At 56.2% G+C, this 19750-nt stretch carries 19 protein-coding genes; 3 read left to right on the top strand and 16 right to left on the bottom strand.

Annotated features, from left to right (window positions below):
- Nucleotides 1–31 precede the first annotated feature (31 nt).
- From F8561_RS08475 to F8561_RS08435, 9 genes are all read right to left on the bottom strand, one after another.
- Nucleotides 32–424 carry a DoxX family protein gene (locus tag F8561_RS08475; protein ID WP_006178691.1) on the bottom strand — a complete coding sequence of 131 codons (393 nt, stop codon included), beginning with the start codon at nt 422–424 and terminating at the stop codon, nt 32–34.
- 209 nt (nt 425–633) lie between these two features.
- The gene (locus tag F8561_RS08470; protein ID WP_020883574.1) at nt 634–930 is read right to left on the bottom strand and encodes a YqjK-like family protein; all 297 of its coding nucleotides are present in this window, start codon (nt 928–930) and stop codon (nt 634–636) included.
- Nucleotides 927–1325: a phage holin family protein gene (locus F8561_RS08465; RefSeq protein WP_013098867.1), complete on the bottom strand. Its 399-nt coding sequence runs from the start codon at nt 1323–1325 to the stop codon at nt 927–929. Before F8561_RS08465 ends, F8561_RS08470 begins: the two co-directional genes overlap by 4 nt.
- Nucleotide 1326: 1 nt before the next feature.
- Entirely contained in the window at nt 1327–1632 is a 306-nt protein-coding gene (locus F8561_RS08460) for a DUF883 family protein (RefSeq protein ID WP_151887335.1), read from the bottom strand.
- Between the two features lie 29 nt (nt 1633–1661).
- A complete protein-coding gene (locus tag F8561_RS08455; protein ID WP_014171729.1) occupies nt 1662–2030 on the bottom strand; it encodes a DUF1090 domain-containing protein in 369 nt (122 codons plus the stop codon).
- 143 nt (nt 2031–2173) lie between these two features.
- Nucleotides 2174–2557, bottom strand: coding sequence for an EnvZ/OmpR regulon moderator MzrA (mzrA, locus tag F8561_RS08450; RefSeq protein ID WP_020883575.1), 384 nt, complete (start codon nt 2555–2557; stop codon nt 2174–2176).
- A 2-nt stretch (nt 2558–2559) separates the two neighbouring features.
- Entirely contained in the window at nt 2560–3222 is a 663-nt protein-coding gene (yqjA, locus tag F8561_RS08445) for a DedA family general envelope maintenance protein YqjA (RefSeq protein WP_014171727.1), read from the bottom strand.
- 344 nt (nt 3223–3566) lie between these two features.
- Complete coding sequence (exuR, locus tag F8561_RS08440; RefSeq protein WP_014171726.1) at nt 3567–4343, bottom strand: transcriptional regulator ExuR; 777 nt, start codon at nt 4341–4343, stop codon at nt 3567–3569.
- Nucleotides 4344–4460: 117 nt separating this feature from the next.
- Nucleotides 4461–5759 (bottom strand): MFS transporter, encoded by a 1299-nt coding sequence (locus F8561_RS08435; protein WP_014171725.1) that lies wholly within the window; start codon nt 5757–5759, stop codon nt 4461–4463.
- A gap of 473 nt (nt 5760–6232) precedes the next feature.
- Here F8561_RS08435 and uxaC point away from each other — a divergent pair, with 473 nt between their 5' ends.
- On the top strand, nt 6233–7645 hold the full coding sequence (gene uxaC, locus F8561_RS08430) for a glucuronate isomerase (RefSeq protein WP_040018780.1): 1413 nt from the start codon (nt 6233–6235) through the stop codon (nt 7643–7645).
- A 17-nt stretch (nt 7646–7662) separates the two neighbouring features.
- Nucleotides 7663–9150, top strand: coding sequence for a UxaA family hydrolase (locus tag F8561_RS08425; protein ID WP_121339858.1), 1488 nt, complete (start codon nt 7663–7665; stop codon nt 9148–9150).
- 101 nt (nt 9151–9251) lie between these two features.
- Here F8561_RS08425 and sstT read toward each other — a convergent pair whose 3' ends face one another.
- From sstT to F8561_RS08405, 4 genes are all read right to left on the bottom strand, one after another.
- Entirely contained in the window at nt 9252–10493 is a 1242-nt protein-coding gene (gene sstT / locus F8561_RS08420) for a serine/threonine transporter SstT (RefSeq protein ID WP_014171722.1), read from the bottom strand.
- Between the two features lie 235 nt (nt 10494–10728).
- Nucleotides 10729–11697 (bottom strand): TerC family protein, encoded by a 969-nt coding sequence (locus F8561_RS08415; protein ID WP_025202952.1) that lies wholly within the window; start codon nt 11695–11697, stop codon nt 10729–10731.
- Nucleotides 11698–11960: 263 nt separating this feature from the next.
- Entirely contained in the window at nt 11961–12959 is a 999-nt protein-coding gene (locus F8561_RS08410; RefSeq protein WP_014171720.1) for a Gfo/Idh/MocA family protein, read from the bottom strand.
- A 70-nt stretch (nt 12960–13029) separates the two neighbouring features.
- The gene (locus F8561_RS08405) at nt 13030–13533 is read right to left on the bottom strand and encodes a YgjP-like metallopeptidase domain-containing protein (RefSeq protein WP_025202954.1); all 504 of its coding nucleotides are present in this window, start codon (nt 13531–13533) and stop codon (nt 13030–13032) included.
- Between the two features lie 85 nt (nt 13534–13618).
- Between F8561_RS08405 and rlmG the strand changes: the two genes are divergently transcribed.
- Nucleotides 13619–14755, top strand: a complete 1137-nt coding sequence (rlmG, locus tag F8561_RS08400) for a 23S rRNA (guanine(1835)-N(2))-methyltransferase RlmG (protein WP_020883578.1) — start codon at nt 13619–13621, stop codon at nt 14753–14755.
- Nucleotides 14756–14816: 61 nt separating this feature from the next.
- On the opposite strand, the gene F8561_RS08395 is transcribed toward rlmG, so the two are convergent.
- From F8561_RS08395 to lsrR, 3 genes are all read right to left on the bottom strand, one after another.
- The gene (locus F8561_RS08395) at nt 14817–16838 is read right to left on the bottom strand and encodes an NADPH-dependent 2,4-dienoyl-CoA reductase (protein WP_151887334.1); all 2022 of its coding nucleotides are present in this window, start codon (nt 16836–16838) and stop codon (nt 14817–14819) included.
- A gap of 160 nt (nt 16839–16998) precedes the next feature.
- Nucleotides 16999–18579: an autoinducer-2 kinase gene (gene lsrK / locus F8561_RS08390; RefSeq protein ID WP_020883580.1), complete on the bottom strand. Its 1581-nt coding sequence runs from the start codon at nt 18577–18579 to the stop codon at nt 16999–17001.
- Nucleotides 18580–18612: 33 nt separating this feature from the next.
- Complete coding sequence (lsrR, locus tag F8561_RS08385) at nt 18613–19584, bottom strand: transcriptional regulator LsrR (RefSeq protein ID WP_020883581.1); 972 nt, start codon at nt 19582–19584, stop codon at nt 18613–18615.
- Nucleotides 19585–19750 lie beyond the last annotated feature (166 nt).

The raw sequence follows: 19750 nt of genomic DNA, 5'->3' as shown, positions 1-19750 counted from the left end.
CCTCGCTTTGTGTTCATTCAGTATAGCGTGCTTACCACTTCTTATTCAGAACGCGGTCGATGCTGTATGCCCCTGGGCCAGTGATGGCCAGCAGCAGGAAGCCACCCGCGATGGTCAGGTTTTTCATGAACATCAGGGAGTTCACGCCTTCCGCAAAGTTGCTGTGGAAGATGAACGCCGTCAGCAGGGTGAAGCCTGCGGTAAACAGTGCCGTGGTGCGGGTCAGGAAGCCGAACAGTACCGCCAGGCCGCCGCCGAACTCAAGGAGAATAGTCAGTGGCAGCAGGAACCCTGGAACACCCATGGCTTCCATGTATTGCTGCGTGCCCGCATAACCGGTGATTTTGCCCCAGCCTGCGGTGATAAACAGAACCGGCATCAGAATACGCGCTACCAGAACACCAACATCTTCTAATTTTTTCATTTTACTCTCCAGGAAACCACATCAGCGGCTGAACTTTATTTGTGTGCAAATTCGGGTAGATACCGCGTATTTGCTGTCGATGGAGAGGAGTGTAAACGGGGCAGATGGGAATTGTTAGCAAGGAAAACTGTCAATCTTCTTCAAAGATATTGAGTAACGGGGAAGGGGGAAAGTGTGCCGGGTAAGCGAAACGCTACCCGGCATAAGAACTAACGCAGCTGTTGTTGACGAATCGTCGCTTTCACCAGACGCCAGGCGCTCCAGGCACCAAAGCCGCGGCGGGCCCAGCGGATCAGCATATTTGGATGACGAACCGTCCAGATAGCCATCACGCTGCTTCCGACCAGCGCCCATGAGCGCAGGCTCAGGAAGGTATTCCAGCCCCGGTCAAAACGACGCGTCGCGTCAACCCAGTCGCGACGACTGGCAGACAAATCCAGCCGTTGCTGCTGGATCTGACTGAGCAGGAATGCTTTTCGCTTCTGACGTTCGGCTTTATCGCTCACGGCTTGTCATCCTCCAGCAGGGCGCGATCGTTGGCCAGTTCCTGGCGCGTATGGCGCAGGAAAGTGGATTTGCGTGCTTTACGCATCGTCCATATGCCGCCAATCAATGCCGCAACCAGCAGAACAACGGTGGTGGCAATCATCGCGTTGAGTCGATATTGCGGGTCAATGGCCCAGATGATTAACACCATCAGGCTCATCAGACCAAACGCGGCGAAGAGCATGGTAAGCCCGAGCATCAGCAGCATCTGGAAAAGGTTCGCTTTCTCCTCTTCCAGTTCAACCACTGCCAGTCGGACGCGCGTTTCGGCAATCCCGACCAGCGTCGTCAGAATACGCTGGCCGATGCCGAGGACGTTATTAGCAGGCCCTTGTGCGTGACGAGGATCTTCCATATTAACGACGCGTCAGGAGGACACCCAGTACCACACCTACCGCGGCACCAATCCCTACACCCGTCCACGGATTATCGCGAACATATTCGTCCGCGCGAGCTGCCGCTTCGCGGGTCTGTTTCGCCAGTGCATCACCGGTTTCACCCAGGTGATAACGGCTCTCTTTCAGCGCCTGCTCAGCTTTGCTGCGCAGTTTGCTGACCTCTTCTTTTGACTTATCTGCAGAGGAGTTCAGCACCTCTTCCAGGGTATCGGCCAGGGATTTCAGTTCAGCGCGCAGATTTTCAGACGTCGTATCTTTTGACATGATTCTCTCCTGTTGAGATTTCCGTTAACTCAATAATCGCGAGCTTCCAGCGCTTTCAGGTCGTCCTGCGCTTCTTTCAACTTCTTCTCGCGCTTAGCAATTTTTTCCGCATCCCCTTTCTCTTTCGCTTCCTGCAGGTCGTGACGGCGCTCGGCTATCTCGTCCTTCTGTTCAGCGATTTTTTTCTGGTGATCGGCACGTAGCTTGCTGTCAGAACAGTTCGCTTTCACTTCGCTCAGCGCTTTTTTGAGACCCTCAACACGATGCTGATTGTTATGCTTTTCGGCATAACTGATCTCACGCTGAATATCCTGTTCTTTCTCCTGACAGAGAGAGTTGGCGAAGGACGCTGTGCTTAAAGAAAAAAGGGCCAGAGCCAGAGTAATGCGGAATTTCATTATCGAAACCTTCCATTGTGTTGCGGCGTGAGCCGCTATCCAGAGTCAAGCGGAGTACATACATGGGGTGCTCCGCGTACTTAAGCATAGTAAGTAAACGGGGGATTCACCAAAGTGAGTGAAAAGATTCGGAATCCTGGTAATTATCCAAATCTATGCGACGAATCGCGAATCAGTGACAGCCAGGCTGCAGGCTGGTTGTCATCTTCCTGCTGGGCAATGATATAACCGTGCGGCAGCGTACGGTCGAGCACCACTTTCGCGGCGGCACTCTGCGCGCGGGAATCAAACTTAATCAGTAAAACATCGTCCTGCGGGGTGATGCTCTTAAAGCGGATGCCGTTGGCATCAAGATGATGCCACACCGAAAAACCGTCAGGCACGCTGACACCCTGACTCACCGGGCGAATGGCCAGCGTCGATTCCTGATGCGAAAGCGTCGTCCAGGCCAGGAACATGAGGCTGAGCAAGCCCAGGGCAATCATGGCCACGGCAAAACGGCGCACGGCAAGCGGTGAGATAACCATCGTTAACCTCTGGCCCCGTATTTCTTCTTCCACAGCACCACCAGCGAACCGACCAGACCAAAGACCAGCAGAACCACCGGTAACAGCATCAGGCAGGACATGAGCTGATCTTCATATTTCATGAAGACCGGCGTTTTGCCCAGCGCATAGCCCAGCGTGGTCAGGATCAGAACCCACAGCAGGCCGCTCATCCAGTTGAAGAACTGGAAGCGGGTGCTGCTTAATCCGGAAAGACCCGCAATGGTAGGCAGCAGGGTGCGTACAAAGGCGATGAAGCGGCCGATCAGGAGCGCGGAAAGCCCGTGCTTATGGAAAAGATGGTGCGCCCGCTGGTGATAATGCGCAGGAAGGTGGGAGAGCCAGTTCTGCACCAGACGCGTATTGCCCAGCCATCGTCCCTGGATATAGCTCACCCAGCAGCCAAGGCTGGCGGCGATGGTCAGTAATAAAATGGTTTGCGGAAAGGCCATTGCCCCTTTGGCACACAGCACGCCGACGAGCACCAGTAAGCTGTCGCCAGGTAAAAAGGCGGCAGGCAGTAAACCGTTCTCAAGGAACAGAATCATAAATAAGACGAAGTAGAGCATGCCAATCATGGAAGGGTTGGCCAGCGTTTCAAAATCCTGCGCCCAGAGGGCATGCAGTAGTTGGGTCAAAAGTTCCATTCAGTGTTCCTGGAAATCGGTTAACGTCACGCCTGTTATCCGGGACAAACAGCACGGCGACATTGTTGTGATTTCATTATGGTCGCTCGCGGACACATTGAGGTGTGGCCAACACTGTTCCCTGTTAATTGGCTGGTTAGCAAGCACTAACTTACAAAATAACGAATTGAATCCAATTGTAACAAAGCCCAAGGTTCTGCGTCACAGAATTTGCAGGGGTGTGATGATTTTGGCGTAAGCCATGGAGGGGAGCGAGGGGATTTACAAAGGCTGACACTATATATGTTTTGCTTACCCACCTCTGCCAGAAGGCGCAGCGAAGCGCCTGCCAGCGAAAAGGTAAACTATTTTGCCGCACTGGCTGCCGTATCGAGATGAACGACAGGATTATCGGCAAAAAGATAGCGGTCAGCGTTAAATTCGAAGTCATCGCTGGTTTCATTGAACAGCATCTGCTTGGTGTTTTCCAGGTGCTGCCACATGGCCAGTTTTGCCGCATGTGGATCTTTGCGAATCAGCGCTTTAAGGATCTGATCGTGATCGTCGCACCAGTTATCCACGGTGCGGGAATCGATGTGATCGTGCAGTTTTTTCCAGTACGGGTTGTGAACGCGCTGAGTCCACATTTTTTCCACGATTGCCGCCAGCGCCGTGTTTTGCGTTGCCAGCGCGACCTGAACGTGGAACTGCAGGTCCCACTCTGAATCACGGAAACATTTTTCCTTGCGCGCGTTTTCCTGGATTTCCATCAGCTTCATGATGTCCTGCTTGGTCACCTGAGTCGCTGCAAATTCCGCAATATTGCTTTCGATAAGCTGGCGCGCCTGGAGCAGTTCAAACGGACCGTAGCTGGCGAATTCGAGACTTTCGTCGGCGACCGGGGAGTGTTTCGGCTGATTAGAAATCACGTGAATGCCGGAGCCTTTGCGAACTTCAACGTAGCCTTCCACTTCCAGCATGATAATCGCTTCACGCACCACGGTGCGGCTTACGCTTTTTTCATCAGCGATAAAGCGCTCAGCGGGGAGTTTATCACCGACAAGGTAGACACCTTGCTCGATGCGATCTTTCAGCTCGGCAGCAAGTTGTTGATATAAACGACGTGGTTCGGTGATTTCCATATGCGCTCCAGGCAGGGTACGGCGGATTATTTGTTATACCACTTTTGCGTGCCAGTCTCCAGATTTTGCCATGAAAAAAGCCGCCCGGAGGCGGCTTCTGTGACATCAGGAGGGGCGCTAACTTTGCGTTGCCGGTCCCCCCAGGGACTCTTTTAGCACCTCTTCTGCCGACTTACTTTTCAGCACCGTCCAGATAACCACTGCACCCATCAGGTCGAAGATAGCCAGTACGGCAAACAGCGGGCTGAAGCCGATGGTGTCCGCCAGCGCACCCACCACCAGAGCAAACAGGGTGCTCGCCGTCCAGGCAGCCATACCGGTCAGGCCGTTAGCGGTAGCCACTTCGTTACGCCCGAAGACGTCAGAAGAGAGCGTAATCAGCGCGCCGGACAGTGACTGGTGAGCAAAACCACCGACGCACAGCAGGGCGATTGCCACATACGGGCTGGTGAAGAGGCCGATCATGCCCGGGCCAATCATCAGCACTGCGCCCATCGTCACGACCATTTTACGGGAAACGATCAGGTTCACGCCAAACCAGCGCTGGAACAGCGGAGGCAGGTAACCGCCCACGATACAGCCCAGATCGGCAAACAGCATTGGCATCCACGCGAACATCGCAATCTCTTTCAGGTTAAAGCCATAGACTTTAAACATGAACAGCGGGATCCAGGCGTTGAAGGTCCCCCAGGCGGGTTCGGCGAGGAAGCGCGGCAGGGCGATACCCCAGAACTGACGGGTACCCAGAATCTGCCAGACCGTCATTTTTTTGCCGTTGTTGGTCTGATGCTGAGCTTCCTGACCCCCAATGATGTATTCGCGTTCGTCTTCAGACAGTTTTTTCTGATCGCGCGGGTGTTTATAGAAAATCAGCCACGCCATGGCCCACGCAAAGCTCAGTACACCAGAGATAATGAACGCCATCTGCCAGCTGTGCATCACGATAGCCCACACCACCAGCGGTGGTGCAATCATCGCACCGATGGAAGAACCGACGTTGAAATAGCCGACGGCAATAGAACGCTCTTTCGCCGGGAACCACTCAGAGCTGGCTTTCAGCCCGGCCGGGATCATTGCCGCTTCCGCTGCACCTACCGCACCACGTGCCAGCGCCAGACCGCCCCAGCTGCCTGCCAGCGCCGTGGCGCCGCAGAAAATAGCCCAGGCGATGGCGAAGAAGGCGTAGCCGATTTTGGTCCCGAGAATATCCAGAACATAGCCTGCGACAGGCTGCATGATGGTGTAAGCCGCGGAATAAGCAGCAATGATGTAGGAATATTGCTGAGTGGAGATATGCAGCTCTTCCATCAACGTCGGGGCTGCGGCTGCCACGGTGTTACGTGTCAGGTAGCCCAGCACGGTGCCTAACGTCACCAGTGCGATCATATACCAACGTAACCCTTTAATTTTACGCATCTAAAACCTCATCGTTATGTTAATTCCGTGCCTTGCACGGCAACCTCTCGACCGTGTCCGGGAGCGGTTGTGTAACGGGAGGGGCTTAACCGGGAGATGTCCCGGAACGGCCCGAACCTTGCCATAAGTAAGCGTGCATAAGTCGGTATCCGTACCGTTAAAACCGATGGTTTCACACCGGGAATGCATTCCGTCGGCTTAGTGTTTGCGACGGCGAAAAGATAACTTGTCATACAACTTTAAAAGGTGAGTGACATCACAAATGCATGATTATTTGTAGGGACATTATGTGTTACGGATAAAGCCAGTTCTGGCGCGGCCTGGCGAAGGGTTTACCTCATTTGAGGTAATTAATTTGTCTGCGTTTATTGATCTAACTCACGAAAAAATGTTCTGTCTCTGGAAATTGGTGTGATAACTTTGCAGCATCTGAGCATAAGCTTTCTGACGCTCTCGTTACGAGGAAGACGATAATGACACCGTTTATGACCGAAGATTTTCTGTTAGATACCGAATTTGCTCGCCGCCTGTACCACGACTACGCCAAAGACCAGCCAATTTTCGACTACCATTGCCATTTACCGCCGCAGCAGGTTGCCGAAAATTACCGTTTCAAAAACCTGTATGACATCTGGCTGAAAGGTGACCACTACAAATGGCGTGCGATGCGTACCAACGGCGTGGCTGAGCGCCTGTGTACCGGTGATGCAAGCGACCGCGAGAAGTTTGACGCCTGGGCGGCGACCGTTCCGCACACCATCGGCAACCCGTTATATCACTGGACGCACCTTGAGCTGCGCCGTCCGTTCGGCATCACCGGAAAGCTGCTCTCCCCGGCTACCGCCGATGAAATCTGGGATCGGTGCAATGAATTACTGGCGCAGGATACCTTCTCCGCCCGCGGCATCATGAAGCAGATGAACGTGAAGATGGTGGGGACCACTGACGATCCGATTGACTCCCTGGAACATCACGCTGTGGTCGCCCGCGATACCTCGTTTGATATTAAAGTGCTACCAAGCTGGCGTCCGGATAAAGCCTTTAATATCGAACAGGCGACGTTCAATGATTACATGGCGAAGCTGGCGGAAGTGTCTGACACCGACATTCGTCGTTTTGCAGACCTGCAGAGCGCGCTGACCAAACGTCTGGACCACTTCGCGGCACACGGCTGTAAAGTCTCTGACCACGCGCTGGATGTGGTGATGTTTGCGGAATCAAATGAAGCTGAGCTTGATAGCATTCTGGCACGTCGCCTGTCCGGTGAATCCCTGAGCGAGCACGAAGTGGCACAGTTCAAAACGGCGGTGCTGGTCTTCCTCGGTGCGGAATATGCTCGCCGCGGTTGGGTGCAGCAATACCACATTGGTGCCCTGCGCAATAACAACCAGCGTCAGTTTAAACTGCTGGGCGCGGACGTGGGCTTCGACTCCATCAACGATCGCCCGCTTGCTGAAGAACTCTCTAAGCTGCTGAGCAAACAGAACGAGCAAAATCTGCTGCCAAAAACCATCCTCTACTGCCTGAACCCGCGCGATAACGAAGTGCTGGGTACCATGATCGGTAACTTCCAGGGTGAAGGTATGCCAGGCAAGATGCAGTTCGGTTCCGGCTGGTGGTTCAATGACCAGAAAGACGGGATGGAGCGTCAAATGACGCAGCTGGCACAGCTGGGTCTGTTAAGCCGCTTTGTGGGCATGTTGACCGACAGCCGTAGCTTCCTTTCTTACACGCGCCACGAATATTTCCGCCGCATTCTGTGCCAGATGATTGGCCGCTGGGTGACCGCGGGTGAGGCCCCTGCCGATATTCAGCTGCTGGGCGAAATGGTGAGAAACATCTGCTTTAACAATGCGCGCGACTACTTCGCCATTGAACTGAACTAAGGCCGTTTGAGGTTGATATGCAATACATCAAAATCCATTCGCTGGATAACGTTGCCGTCGCGCTGGCGGATCTGGCCGAAGGTGAAGTTGTCACCGTTGATAACCAGGCGGTAACCCTGCGTCAGGCGGTGACTCGCGGGCATAAGTTTGCCGTGAAGCCGATCGCCCAAGGAGACAACGTTGTTAAATACGGTCTCCCGATTGGTCATGCGCTGGCGGATATTGCGCCGGGTGAGCATATTCATTCCCACAACACCCGCACCAATCTGAGCGATCTGGACGAGTACAGCTATCAACCTGATTTAGCGGCGGAAGAAGCGCAGGCGGCGGATCGCGAGGTACAGATCTACCGCCGGGCGAACGGTGAGGTGGGGATCCGCAACGAGCTGTGGATCCTTCCCACCGTCGGCTGCGTGAATGGGATCGCGCGTCAAATCCAGACGCGTTTCCTGAAAGAGACCCACGACGCCGAAGGTACGGACGGTGTGCACCTGTTCAGCCACACCTACGGCTGTTCTCAGCTTGGCGACGACCACATCAACACCCGCACCATGCTGCAAAACATGGTCCGCCACCCGAACGCGGGCGCGGTGCTGGTGATTGGCCTGGGCTGCGAGAACAATCAGGTGGATGCGTTTCGCGACACGCTGGGTGAGTTTGACCCCGAGCGCGTGCACTTTATGGTGTGTCAGCACCAGGATGATGAAGTGGAAGCGGGCATTGAGCACCTTCACCAGCTGTATGAGGTGATGCGTCACGACAGGCGTGAGCCGGGCAAGCTGAGTGAGCTGAAGTTCGGCCTGGAGTGCGGCGGGTCTGATGGCCTGTCCGGGATCACCGCGAACCCGATGCTGGGCCGCTTCTCAGATTATGTGATCGCCAACGGCGGTACGACGGTGCTGACAGAAGTGCCGGAAATGTTCGGCGCTGAACGTATTCTGATGAGCCACTGTCGCGACGAAGAGACGTTTGAGAAGACCGTCACCATGGTGAACGACTTCAAACAGTACTTTATCGCCCACAACCAGCCGATTTATGAAAACCCGTCTCCGGGTAACAAAGCGGGCGGGATCACCACGCTTGAAGAGAAGTCTCTCGGTTGCACGCAAAAAGCGGGTGCCAGCCCGGTGGTTGATGTCCTGCGCTACGGTGAACGTCTGAAAACGCACGGTCTGAATTTGCTCAGCGCACCGGGTAACGATGCGGTTGCGACCAGCGCGCTGGCCGGCGCCGGCTGCCACATGGTGCTGTTCAGCACCGGGCGCGGGACACCGTACGGTGGCTTTGTGCCGACGGTCAAAATCGCGACCAACAGCGAGCTGGCAGCGAAGAAAAAACACTGGATCGACTTTGATGCAGGCCAGTTGATCCACGGTAAAGGGATGCCGCAGTTGCTGACGGAATTCGTGGATACCATTGTGGAGTTTGCCAACGGTAGACAGACCTGTAACGAGAAGAATGACTTCCGCGAACTGGCGATCTTCAAGAGTGGCGTGACGCTGTAAGTGTGGTGCGGGTGATGCCCTCAACCCTGTGGAGAGGGTCAAACACTAAAACGGCAACCTTCGGTTGCCGTTTTGCTTTACGTTTGTCACCGGGCTTTTGTTTACCCGCGTAACGCGTTCTTCGCTAAACGCGCGTCTTCCGCCTGGCATGCCGCTGCGGTGAACAGCACGTCCGTTGAGGAGTTCAGTGCGGTTTCGCAGGAGTCCTGCAATACACCGATGATAAAGCCGACGGCCACTACCTGCATGGCAATCTCATTCGGGATACCGAACATATTGCACGCCAGTGGGATCAGCAGCAGCGAACCACCCGCCACACCCGATGCACCACACGCACACAGCGACGCCACCACGCTCAACAACAGCGCCGTGGGCAGATCGACCGGAATGCCCAGCGTATGCACAGCCGCCAGCGTCAGCACGGTAATGGTAATTGCCGCACCCGCCATATTCACGGTCGCACCCAGCGGGATGGAAACCGAGTAGGTGTCGCGATCCAGATTCAGCTTCTCCGCCAGCGCCATGTTAACCGGAATGTTTGCCGCAGAGCTGCGGGTGAAGAATGCATACACACCGCTCTCGCGCAGGCAGGTTAACACCAGCGGATACGGGTTACGGCGGATCTGCCAGAACACCAGCAGCGGGTTAATCACCAGCGCAACCAGCAGCATGCAACCAATCAGTACCACCAGCAACTGCGCATAGCCCAGCAGTGCGCCAAAGCCGGTGGTCGCCAGTGTGGAAGAGACCAGACCGAAGATGCCGATTGGCGCAAAGCGAATCACAATTTTGACCATAAAGGTCACGGCGTTCGACACGTCGTTGACCAGGTTTTTCGTTGTTTCGTTGCCGTGACGCAGGGCAAAACCAAGACCGATCGCCCAGACCAGGATGCCGATGTAGTTAGCGTTCATCAGTGCCGTAATCGGGTTAGAGACCATGCTCATCAGCAGGCCGCGCAGCACTTCCACAATACCGGATGGCGGGGTGATATCACCCGCAGCGCTGGTCAGGTGCAGCGAGGACGGGAACAGGAAGCTGAAAACGACGGCTGTTAAGGCTGCAGAGAAGGTGCCCAGCAGATACAGGAACAAGATAGGGCGAATGTTGGTTTTTTGTCCGTGTTGATGATTGGCAATTGACGCCATGACCAGCATCAGCACCAGCACCGGTGCGACGGCTTTCAGTGCGCCAACGAAAATGGTGCCAAGCAGCCCCGTCGCTTCCGCAGCCGGTTTTGACACCATTGCCAGCAGAATCCCCAGTACCAGCCCTACCAGAATTTGTTTAACGAGACTGCCTTGCGCCAGGCGCGCAAAGAGACCAGTTGATTGTGTGCTCATAAAAATTCCTAAGTGAAATTGCGTTCCATCCTTTATGTGCTCTAAGTCACATTTATGTCCGGATGTAAGAAAATGTTTGCCTGGTTGAGTATAGGGAAACCGGATGCGGAGGGAAGCGTAAAATGCTGCATTTTACGTGTTGCGTCATAGTTTTTAACTATTCATTTACAAAAGTGTGCTGGCCCTCTCCCTGGGGGGAAGAGGGCCAGCGTAAAGGCAGCAGGAAGGACCGTAATTACTCCACCTGTTGCTTCTTATCGTGCTGACGATTAACCCAGGTATTGATAAGCAACGTCACGATCAGAATGCCAAACACCACACCGAGCGAGATAGCGATAGGGATGTGGTAGAAATCGACAATCAGCATCTTGATACCGATAAACACCAGGATCACCGACAGACCATATTTCAGCATTGAGAAGCGCTCAGCCGCGCCTGCCAGCAGGAAGTACATGGCACGCAGACCGAGGATGGCGAACAGGTTAGATGTCAGCACAATGAACGGGTCAGTGGTGACCGCGAAGATAGCCGGAATGCTGTCTACCGCGAAAATCACATCGCTCAGCTCAACCAGAATCAGCACCAGCAGCAGCGGCGTGGCAAAAAGCAGGCCGTTCTTACGCACGAAGAAGTGCTCGCTCTCGATCTTGTCGGTCATGCGCAGATGACCACGGATCCACTTCACCAGCGGACGGTCGCCAATGGCGGAGCCATCTTCTTTTGCCAGCGCCATTTTGATCCCGGTGAACAGCAGGAATGCGCCGAAGACATACAGCAGCCATTCGAACTGCGTAATCAGCCAGCTTCCGGCGAAGATCATAATCGTACGCAGGATAATCGCACCCAGCACGCCGTACACCAGCACGCGACGCTGCAGGGCCGCAGGCACGGCAAAGTAGCTAAACAGCATCAGCCAGACGAAGACGTTATCGACCGCCAGGGCTTTTTCAATCAGATAGCCGGTGAGGAACGCGAGCGCCTGAGGATCGGCAACCGCGCGGCCTTCCGTTGAGGCCAGGTACCACCAGAAGGCAGCACAGAAGAGCAGGGAGAGGGTGACCCACACCAGTGACCAGGCCGCAGCCTGTTTCATGGTCATGCCATGTGCGCCGCGACGCCCCTGCAAAAAGAGGTCGATCGCCAGCATGATGAGCACGACAACCGCGAATCCGCCCCACAACATGGGAGTGCCGACAGAATGCATACTATTTTCCTTACACATAAAAAACAAAAACGGCCATGGTCAGAAGACGATAGCCGTTAGCTTTTTATGCATAGACCTCGCCTTCCGGCAAGGTCTCACTTACAACCAAAAAGACGGGCTTTTTGATTGCCCGGCGACCGGATGCGGTTTTGCACGCATCGTAATGACGATCCACCGGCAAGGAAGTTACTCCCCTTTGCAGGTAACAAAATATGTCAGACCAGTGATTTCGTCAATGGTCTGCACCGTTTCATTACACAGCTTTACGCGATAGCTTCTGCGCCCACGCCATCTGCAGGGAAGACCACGCCGGTTTGACGGCGGATCTCGGTTTGCAGTTTCGCCGTGGTGCGGCTGACCGCCAGCCCAGGGTGATTCACTTCGTTGTCTTCCACCAGACGGGCGAAGACCTCTGCCTCATAGAGCATAGTGTTAATATGCTGAGGCTGCGTCAGCTCCTGCGCTTTGCCGCCGCGTGGGACAATGCTCAGCTTCTGACACTCGGAAATCTTCTCGATAACCAGTGAGCCCGCTTCGCCCTGAATTTCGCTGGGCAGAACGGAATCGCTCACCTTGGAGTGCTGCAGCGTAACGCTGAAATCACCGTAATCCAGCACCACAATACCGTGCGCATCCACACCGCTTTCCAGCAGGCTGGCCGTGGCGGTGACGCCGTGCGGCTCGCCCCACAGCGCCACGGCAGAGGCCAGACAGTAAAAACCGATGTCCATAATCGAGCCGTTAGAGAAGGCCGGGTTAAAGGTGTTCGGGTTTTCACCGTCCAGATAACGCTGATAGCGCGACGAGTACTGGCAGTAATTAATAAACGCTTTACGCACTTTGCCAATCTTCGGTAGAGACTGCTGTAACAGCAGGAAGTTTGGCAGGCTGGCGGTTTTGAACGCTTCGAACAGCACCACCTGATTGTCGCGGGCAAGCTGAATCGCGGCTTCCACTTCCTGAATGTTCGAGGCCAGCGGCTTCTCGCAAATCACATGTTTTTTATGGCTAAGAAACAGCGACGTTTGCGGAAAGTGCAGGGAGTTTGGGCTGGCGATGTAGACCGCGTCAATGGCGTCACTTTGCGCCATCTCATCGAGCGACGTGAACAGATGTTCAACCAGATAGTCGTTCGCGAAACTCTGCGCCTGCTCCAGGCTGCGGGAATAGACTGCGGTGAGCTTAAATTTGCCGGTTTCATGGGCGGCGTCGACGAACTGGCGGGTGATCCAGTTCGTGCCAATAACTGCGAAACGTATCATAAACGTTTACGTACTCCGTAGCAGGGAACCTTTAGCCACTGTAGCACGTGATTATTGCAAAACCAGTGCGCTACTGCGCATTACTCTTTAACGATAAATGCGTAAGCCATAAACGGGTATCGAACTCCAGCTGGTGGTACTGAGGCTCCATATGGCAGCACAGAGAATAGAAGGCCTTGTCGTGCTCTTTTTCCTTCAGGTGTGCCAGCTCATGCACCACGATCATCCGCAAGAACGCTTCCGGCGCGTGACGAAACACGGTGGCAACGCGGATCTCCGCTTTCGCTTTGAGCTTGCCGCCCTGAACACGGGAAACGGCAGTGTGCAGGCCGAGCGCGTTTTTCAGCACATGGATCTTGTTGTCGTACATCACCTTATTGATGGGTGGCGCGCTCTTCAGATAGGTGTTTTTCAGATCCTGGGTATACTGCCAGAGCGCCTTATCGGTCGCGAAGTCATGCGTACCCGGATAGCGTTTTTCCAGCACCGCGCCCAGCTTTTGCTCGGCAATTAAGCTGCGAACCTGAGAAAGTAAGTTCTCCGGGTAGCCCTGGAGATAAGTTAGTTGGTTCATCAACGCCCCAATTTGACAATAAAACGGGTATACTCACGCACCCTTTTCAGGGATAACGCCGAAATTTTACCATTCAGGAGGGCCGATGAGCCACTTAGACAACGGTTTCCGTTCACTCAACCTTAAACGTTTCCCGGAAACGGACGACGTTAACCCGCTTCAGGCGTGGGAAGCGGCGGATGAATATCTGCTGCAACAGTTGGATGACACTGAAATCAGCGGCCCGGTTTTGATCCTGAATGACGCGTTTGGCGCGCTGGGCTGTGCTCTGGCAGAACACACGCCTTACAGCATCGGTGATTCCTACTTGAGCGAGCTGGCGACGCGGGAAAACCTGCGCCACAACGACATCGACGAATCCAGCGTTAAGTTCCTCGACAGCACCGCGGACTACCCGCAGGCGCCGGGCGTGGTGCTGATCAAAGTGCCAAAAACAATGGCGCTGCTGGAACAACAATTGCGCGCACTGCGCAACGTCGTAACCCCACAAACGCGTATTATCGCGGGGGCCAAGGCGCGTGATATCCATACCTCAACGCTGGAACTGTTCGAGAAAGTGCTCGGCCCAACCACCACGACGCTGGCCTGGAAAAAAGCGCGTCTCATTAACTGTACTTTCAGTGCCCCGGAACTGGCCGACGCGCCAGAAACCCTGAGCTGGACGCTGGAAGGCACTGACTGGACAATCCACAACCACGCGAACGTCTTCTCCCGCACCGGCCTTGATATCGGGGCGCGTTTCTTTATTGAAAATCTGCCGGATAACCTGGAAGGCGAAATCGTCGATCTGGGCTGTGGTAACGGTGTGATTGGCCTGACGCTGCTGGCGAAGAACCCTGAAGCGAGCGTTGTATTTAGTGATGAGTCGCCGATGGCGGTGGCCTCCAGTCGTCTGAACGTTGAAACCAACATGCCGGACGCGCTGGATCGCTGCGAGTTTATGATTAATAACGCGCTGTCGGGCGTTGAGCCGTTCCGCTTTAATGCCGTGTTCTGTAATCCCCCGTTCCACCAGAAACACGCCCTGACGGATAACGTCGCCTGGGAGATGTTCCACCATGCACGCCGCTGCCTGAAAATTAACGGCGAGCTGTATATCGTGGCGAACCGTCACCTGGACTACTTCCACAAGCTGAAGAAGATCTTCGGTAACTGCACCACGGTTGCCACCAACAACAAGTTCGTGGTGCTGAAATCCGTCAAGCTGGGTCGCCGCCGCTAACGCGGGGCGCTGAGTTTACACCGGCCTGCCTCGCGTGCAGGCCCGGTGAGCGTTGCGTCACTCAGAGACTCAATGCCAGCGTTGTGCCCTGCGCAATGGCGCGTCGCGCATCCAGCTCCATCGCCACGTCGCATCCCCCGATCAGGTGCACTGTTTTTCCCGCCTCACGCAGCGGATCCACCAGATCGCGCTTCGGCTCCTGACCCGCACATAAAATCACATGATCCACCTGCAGCAGCTGCGGCTCACCGCCGATCAGCACGTGCAGCCCCGCGTCATCGATCTTCTGATAGCTCACCGACGGTATCATCTTCACCCCGCGAGAGAACAGGGTTGCGCGATGGATCCAGCCCGTGGTTTTGCCCAGGCCTTCACCGGGTTTGCTGGCTTTACGCTGCAGCATGACGATCTGACGCGGGCTTTTCGGCAGCTGGGGTCCTTCCGGCCGCAAGCCGCCGGACTGGTTAAGGCTGGTGTCGATACCCCATTCCACGCAGAAGTCGGCAATGTTCTGGCTGGTGGGTTCGCCGGGCTGACTTAAGTACATCGCGGTATCGAACCCGATCCCGCCGCAGCCGATGATCGCCACTTTTGCCCCCACCGGCGCTTTGTCACGCAAAACGTCCAGATAGCTCAGGACTTTCGGATGATCGATGCCCTCGATCGCAGGCCTGCGTGGTGCGATCCCGCTTGCCAGGATCACCTCATCGTACTCCATTACATCCGCCGGGTTTACAAACTGGTTGAGGCGAAGATCCACGCCCGTCATGTCGATCATTCGGCGGTAATAGCGCAGGGTTTCGTAAAATTCTTCTTTGCCCGGGATCTGTTTGGCGATATTGAACTGCCCGCCTATCTCAGCGGCGGCATCGAACAACGTCACGCTGTGGCCGCGCGAGGCGGCATTCACCGCAAACGCCAGACCCGCCGGGCCGGCACCGACCACGGCCAGGCGTTTTTTATTCACCGCCGGGAAAATCGGCATTTTGGTTTCGTGGCAGGCGCGGGGGTTGACCAGACACGAAGTGACCTTGCCAACAAAAATCTGATCCAGACAGGCCTGATTACAGCCGATACAGGTGTTAATCTCATCTGCACGCCCGCTCTGCGCTTTGGAAAGCAGCTCGGCATCCGCAAGGAACGGACGTGCCATGGAGACCATGTCGGCATCCCCGGCGGCGATCACATTTTCCGCCACCTGCGGGTCGTTAATGCGGTTAGTGGTCACCAGCGGGACAGACACTTTCCCTTTCAGCTTGCGCGTGACCCAGCTGAACGCCGCGCGTGGCACCGGCGTGGCGATGGTCGGAATACGCGCCTCGTGCCAGCCGATGCCGGTATTGATGATGGTCGCGCCGGCGGCTTCAATCGCCTGCGCCAGCTGCACGGTTTCGTCGAACGTCCCGCCGCCTTCCACCAGGTCGAGCATTGACAGGCGGTAGATAATAATAAAATCCGCCCCGGCACGTTCACGCACGGCGCGCACCACTTCCACTGCAAAGCGCATGCGGCGCGCGTAATCGCCACCCCACTCATCGTCGCGCTGGTTTGTGCGGGCCGCGAGGAATTCGTTGATCAGGTAGCCTTCCGAGCCCATCACCTCAACACCGTCATAGCCCGCTTCACGCGCCAGTGCCGCACAGCGGGCGAAGTCGTCAATCAGCGTCAGGATCTCATCGTGGCTGAGGGCATGGGGCGTAAAGCGGTTAATCGGGGCCTGAATGGCCGACGGTGCGACCAGATTCGGTTGATAGCTGTAACGCCCGGTGTGCAGGATCTGCAGGGCAATTTTCCCGCCCTCCCGGTGAACGGCGTCAGTGACCACGCGATGATGCGGCAGCTGGCTGGCGTCGTTCAGCACCGCACCGCCTTCCATCCCCACGCCAGAAGGCGCAGGGGCCACCCCGCCGGTAACAATCAGCGCCACCCCGTGACGCGCGCGCTCGGCATAGAAGGCCGCCAGACGTTCGGCCCCGTCCGGATGTTCTTCAAGCCCGGTATGCATTGAGCCCATCAGCACGCGGTTTTTAAGGGTGGTGAACCCCAGATCGAGGGGGGCAAATAACGACGGGTAGTGGCTCATAGTCTCTTCCAGTGTAAAATTATTGTTATGTGGTCGGATGAGTTACTAATTTAGCCAGCGATGAGTAAAAGGGAAAAGGGGAATGCGGCGATTGTGATGGGATTCAAATATTGGTGTGGCCTGACGCCCTCTCCCGGAGGGAGAGGGGGCGTAATAGCTCTCAGGGAGAGGGGGCACGCACTAAGCCCGGTGCCTGCCACATCGATGTCGTCAGTCCGCTGTCCACCAGCCCAAGCTGGTCGGCATAAACGGCCTGCCACTTCTGCATCATACCGTCATACAGCTCCCGGTGCGCCGGGTTCGGCGTGAACTCGCGGCTCCATTTCACCAGCCGTTCGCCTGTCGCCGCCATATCCGAAAACAGCCCGGCTCCCGTTCCGGCAGCAATCGCGCAGCCCAGCGCTGTCGCCTCTTTCACTTGCGGGACGCGCACCGGCAGACCGGTCACGTCGCTTAAAATCTGGCTCCACAACGCGCCTTTCGAGCCACCGCCTGCAAACACCAGACCGTCGAACGTTACCCCTGAGAACCGTGAAATCTGCGTCAGGTTACACGCCGAGACAATCGCCGCGTTCTCTTCCAGCGCACGGAACAGCGTGGCTTTGTTGCATTTTTCCGGGTCGATGGAGAGGTTAATAAACGACGGCGCGGCGTGATACCACTGCTTGAAGTGCATAGCATCTGAGAAGATCGGCATAACACCGTGTGAACCGGCAGGCACGCGGCTGGCCATCTCCTCAAGCAGGGAGTAAGTGTCCATTCCCATCCGCTCCGCGATGAGTTTCTCTTCCGCACAGAAGGCGTCACGGAACCAGCGCATGGTCAGGCCGGTAAAGAAGCTGATCGACTCCGCCTGCGCCATGCCGGGGATCACATGCGGATTCACGCGGATGTTCATCTCCGGGTCGGTGCGTACCTGCGGCAGGTTGACCACCTGCTGCCAGAAGGTACCGCCCAGCACGGCCGTTTGCCCGGCCCGCACGACGCCTAACCCAAGACAGCCAAGCTGCACGTCGCCACCGCCCATCACCACCGGCGTGCCTTCGCGCAGGCCGCTCTGCTGTGCGGCATCTTTGGTGATCGCACCGAGCACGGTACCGGTCTCCTTCACCGGAGAGAGGATATCGGCACGCAGCCCGGCCATGTCGAGCAGCGCCGGACGCCAGTCACGGGAGAAGAGATCCAGCATACCGGTAGTCCCGGCATTGGACGGATCAACGGCCAGCTCGCCGGACAGTTTTGCCGCCAGCCAGTCGCTTATCATGGTGATCGTGGCGGCTTTGCGATAGATGTCCGGACGATGGTGCGCCAGCCACAGCAGGCGCGGCATGGCGCTCAGGGCCAGGGTCTGGCCAGAGACGTCATACACTTCGGATTCAAAACGGTAGTCGTGGATCTCTTTGAGTTCGGCTACCTCGCGGCTGGCGCGGGCATCGACGTTGGCGCACGCCCAGATGGCGTCGCCGTTGCGGTCATACAGCACGATCCCCTCGCGCATTGAGCAGCAGGCCACGGACTGGATATCCGCTGCGCTCAGGCGGGCGCGCTCCAGCGCCTGATGAATACACTGGCAGGTGAGCCGCCAGTTAATGTCGAGATCAAACTCCATCGAGCCCGGCACATTCTCCACGCTCAGGTGTTTCCACTCGGCCTGGCCAACGGCAACCTGGTTGCCCTGCAAATCGAAAATTACGGCGCGAACGCTGCCTGTCCCTGCATCTAACGCTAAAAGGTAACTCATGAGCATGCCTCGTGTCAGGCGCAGGACAGGCTCTTAGCTCGCCAGAGCCAGCACCGCGCGGGCTGTCGTCTCCTCCGTCACCAGGCCATTAATACGGCGGCCTTTGAGTGCGGCATAAATCGCATCGGCTTTCTCTTCACCTCCGGCCACGCCAACGATGGTGGGCAACTGCGCCAGTTCATCGAGTGTGACGCCCAGTAATTCCCGGTGGATCTCCAGCTCGTGCACGCATTCCCCTTCGGCGTTCAGGAAATAGCCAAGGATATCGCCCACCGCCCCTTTGCGGGCGTACATCAGCTGTTCACCTTCGCTGATATAGCCGGAGCGCAATATGGTGGCGTCCCGGCGCTGGTTTACTGAACCAATGCCTACCACCGCCACATCGGCCGCGGCGGCGGCGAGGATCACGTCCCGCACGCTGGATTCACGTTTTAGGATCCCGGCCACTTCGGCGGAGGAAACGCGAAGCGGGGCGGGGATCATGCTGACGCTGCAGGCGGCATCAAGCTGACCGATGCCCGTCATATACGGCCCAACACCGCCGGAGAGCGTCACCAGGCGGATCTGCTGCGAGCTGATAAAACCGCTTAAGTGCTGCAGGCTGCTCATGGTGGTTTCACCAAATCCCACCGCCAGCAGCTGGCCGGGTTCCAGCACGCCCATCAGCGATTGCGCCGCGCCAATGCCCAGCCGGACATTCATGGGCGGGGTATTCAGCGCCGGCAACACGCGAACCAGCTTGAGCCCGAAGCGTTGCTGCAGCTCGGTTTCCAGCGCCAGACACCCCTCATAGCGGGAGTTGATCTGCACGCGGATCACCCCGGACTGGCGTCCTTTCTCCAGCAGACGCGAGATCTTCAGGCGCGGCAGTCCGAGCCGCTCGCCGATGTCATTCTGGGTTAATCCGTCGTGGTAGTAGCACCAGGCGACGCGGGCAACCAGCTCTTCTTCCGCCAGCGCCAGCCCGGCAAAACGACCTTCTTCCGCAGTGCGTTTATCGCTCATAATTGAACTCTTATAAAAATTTAGATCATATGTTCGTGATCGCGCAGAAAGAAAGTGTGAACCACGCGACAAAACAGATCTTTTAGATTGATTTGTGTCTGTGTGGATCTTAATCGATAAATTTGTGATCCCTGCACGGTTCTAAATATAGTTCACCGTCTACGCT

The organism is Enterobacter sp. 198, from assembly GCF_009025585.1.
Lineage (GTDB): Bacteria > Pseudomonadota > Gammaproteobacteria > Enterobacterales > Enterobacteriaceae > Enterobacter > Enterobacter ludwigii.
This window is presented reverse-complemented; position numbering and strand designations above follow the sequence as displayed.

Bases quoted from the DNA above. Each gene is read 5' to 3' on its own strand.
- F8561_RS08475 (WP_006178691.1), bottom strand. From the start codon at position 424: ATGAAAAAATTAGAAGATGTTGGTGTTCTGGTAGCGCGTATTCTGATG.
- F8561_RS08465 (WP_013098867.1), bottom strand. From the start codon at position 1,325: ATGGAAGATCCTCGTCACGCACAAGGGCCTGCTAATAACGTCCTCGGC.
- F8561_RS08460 (WP_151887335.1), bottom strand. From the start codon at position 1,632: ATGTCAAAAGATACGACGTCTGAAAATCTGCGCGCTGAACTGAAATCC.
- F8561_RS08455 (WP_014171729.1), bottom strand. From the start codon at position 2,030: ATGAAATTCCGCATTACTCTGGCTCTGGCCCTTTTTTCTTTAAGCACA.
- mzrA (WP_020883575.1), bottom strand. From the start codon at position 2,557: ATGGTTATCTCACCGCTTGCCGTGCGCCGTTTTGCCGTGGCCATGATT.
- yqjA (WP_014171727.1), bottom strand. From the start codon at position 3,222: ATGGAACTTTTGACCCAACTACTGCATGCCCTCTGGGCGCAGGATTTT.
- exuR (WP_014171726.1), bottom strand. From the start codon at position 4,343: ATGGAAATCACCGAACCACGTCGTTTATATCAACAACTTGCTGCCGAG.
- F8561_RS08435 (WP_014171725.1), bottom strand. From the start codon at position 5,759: ATGCGTAAAATTAAAGGGTTACGTTGGTATATGATCGCACTGGTGACG.
- uxaC (WP_040018780.1), top strand. From the start codon at position 6,233: ATGACACCGTTTATGACCGAAGATTTTCTGTTAGATACCGAATTTGCT.
- F8561_RS08425 (WP_121339858.1), top strand. From the start codon at position 7,663: ATGCAATACATCAAAATCCATTCGCTGGATAACGTTGCCGTCGCGCTG.
- sstT (WP_014171722.1), bottom strand. From the start codon at position 10,493: ATGAGCACACAATCAACTGGTCTCTTTGCGCGCCTGGCGCAAGGCAGT.
- F8561_RS08415 (WP_025202952.1), bottom strand. From the start codon at position 11,697: ATGCATTCTGTCGGCACTCCCATGTTGTGGGGCGGATTCGCGGTTGTC.
- F8561_RS08410 (WP_014171720.1), bottom strand. From the start codon at position 12,959: ATGATACGTTTCGCAGTTATTGGCACGAACTGGATCACCCGCCAGTTC.
- F8561_RS08405 (WP_025202954.1), bottom strand. From the start codon at position 13,533: ATGAACCAACTAACTTATCTCCAGGGCTACCCGGAGAACTTACTTTCT.
- rlmG (WP_020883578.1), top strand. From the start codon at position 13,619: ATGAGCCACTTAGACAACGGTTTCCGTTCACTCAACCTTAAACGTTTC.
- F8561_RS08395 (WP_151887334.1), bottom strand. From the start codon at position 16,838: ATGAGCCACTACCCGTCGTTATTTGCCCCCCTCGATCTGGGGTTCACC.
- lsrK (WP_020883580.1), bottom strand. From the start codon at position 18,579: ATGAGTTACCTTTTAGCGTTAGATGCAGGGACAGGCAGCGTTCGCGCC.
- lsrR (WP_020883581.1), bottom strand. From the start codon at position 19,584: ATGAGCGATAAACGCACTGCGGAAGAAGGTCGTTTTGCCGGGCTGGCG.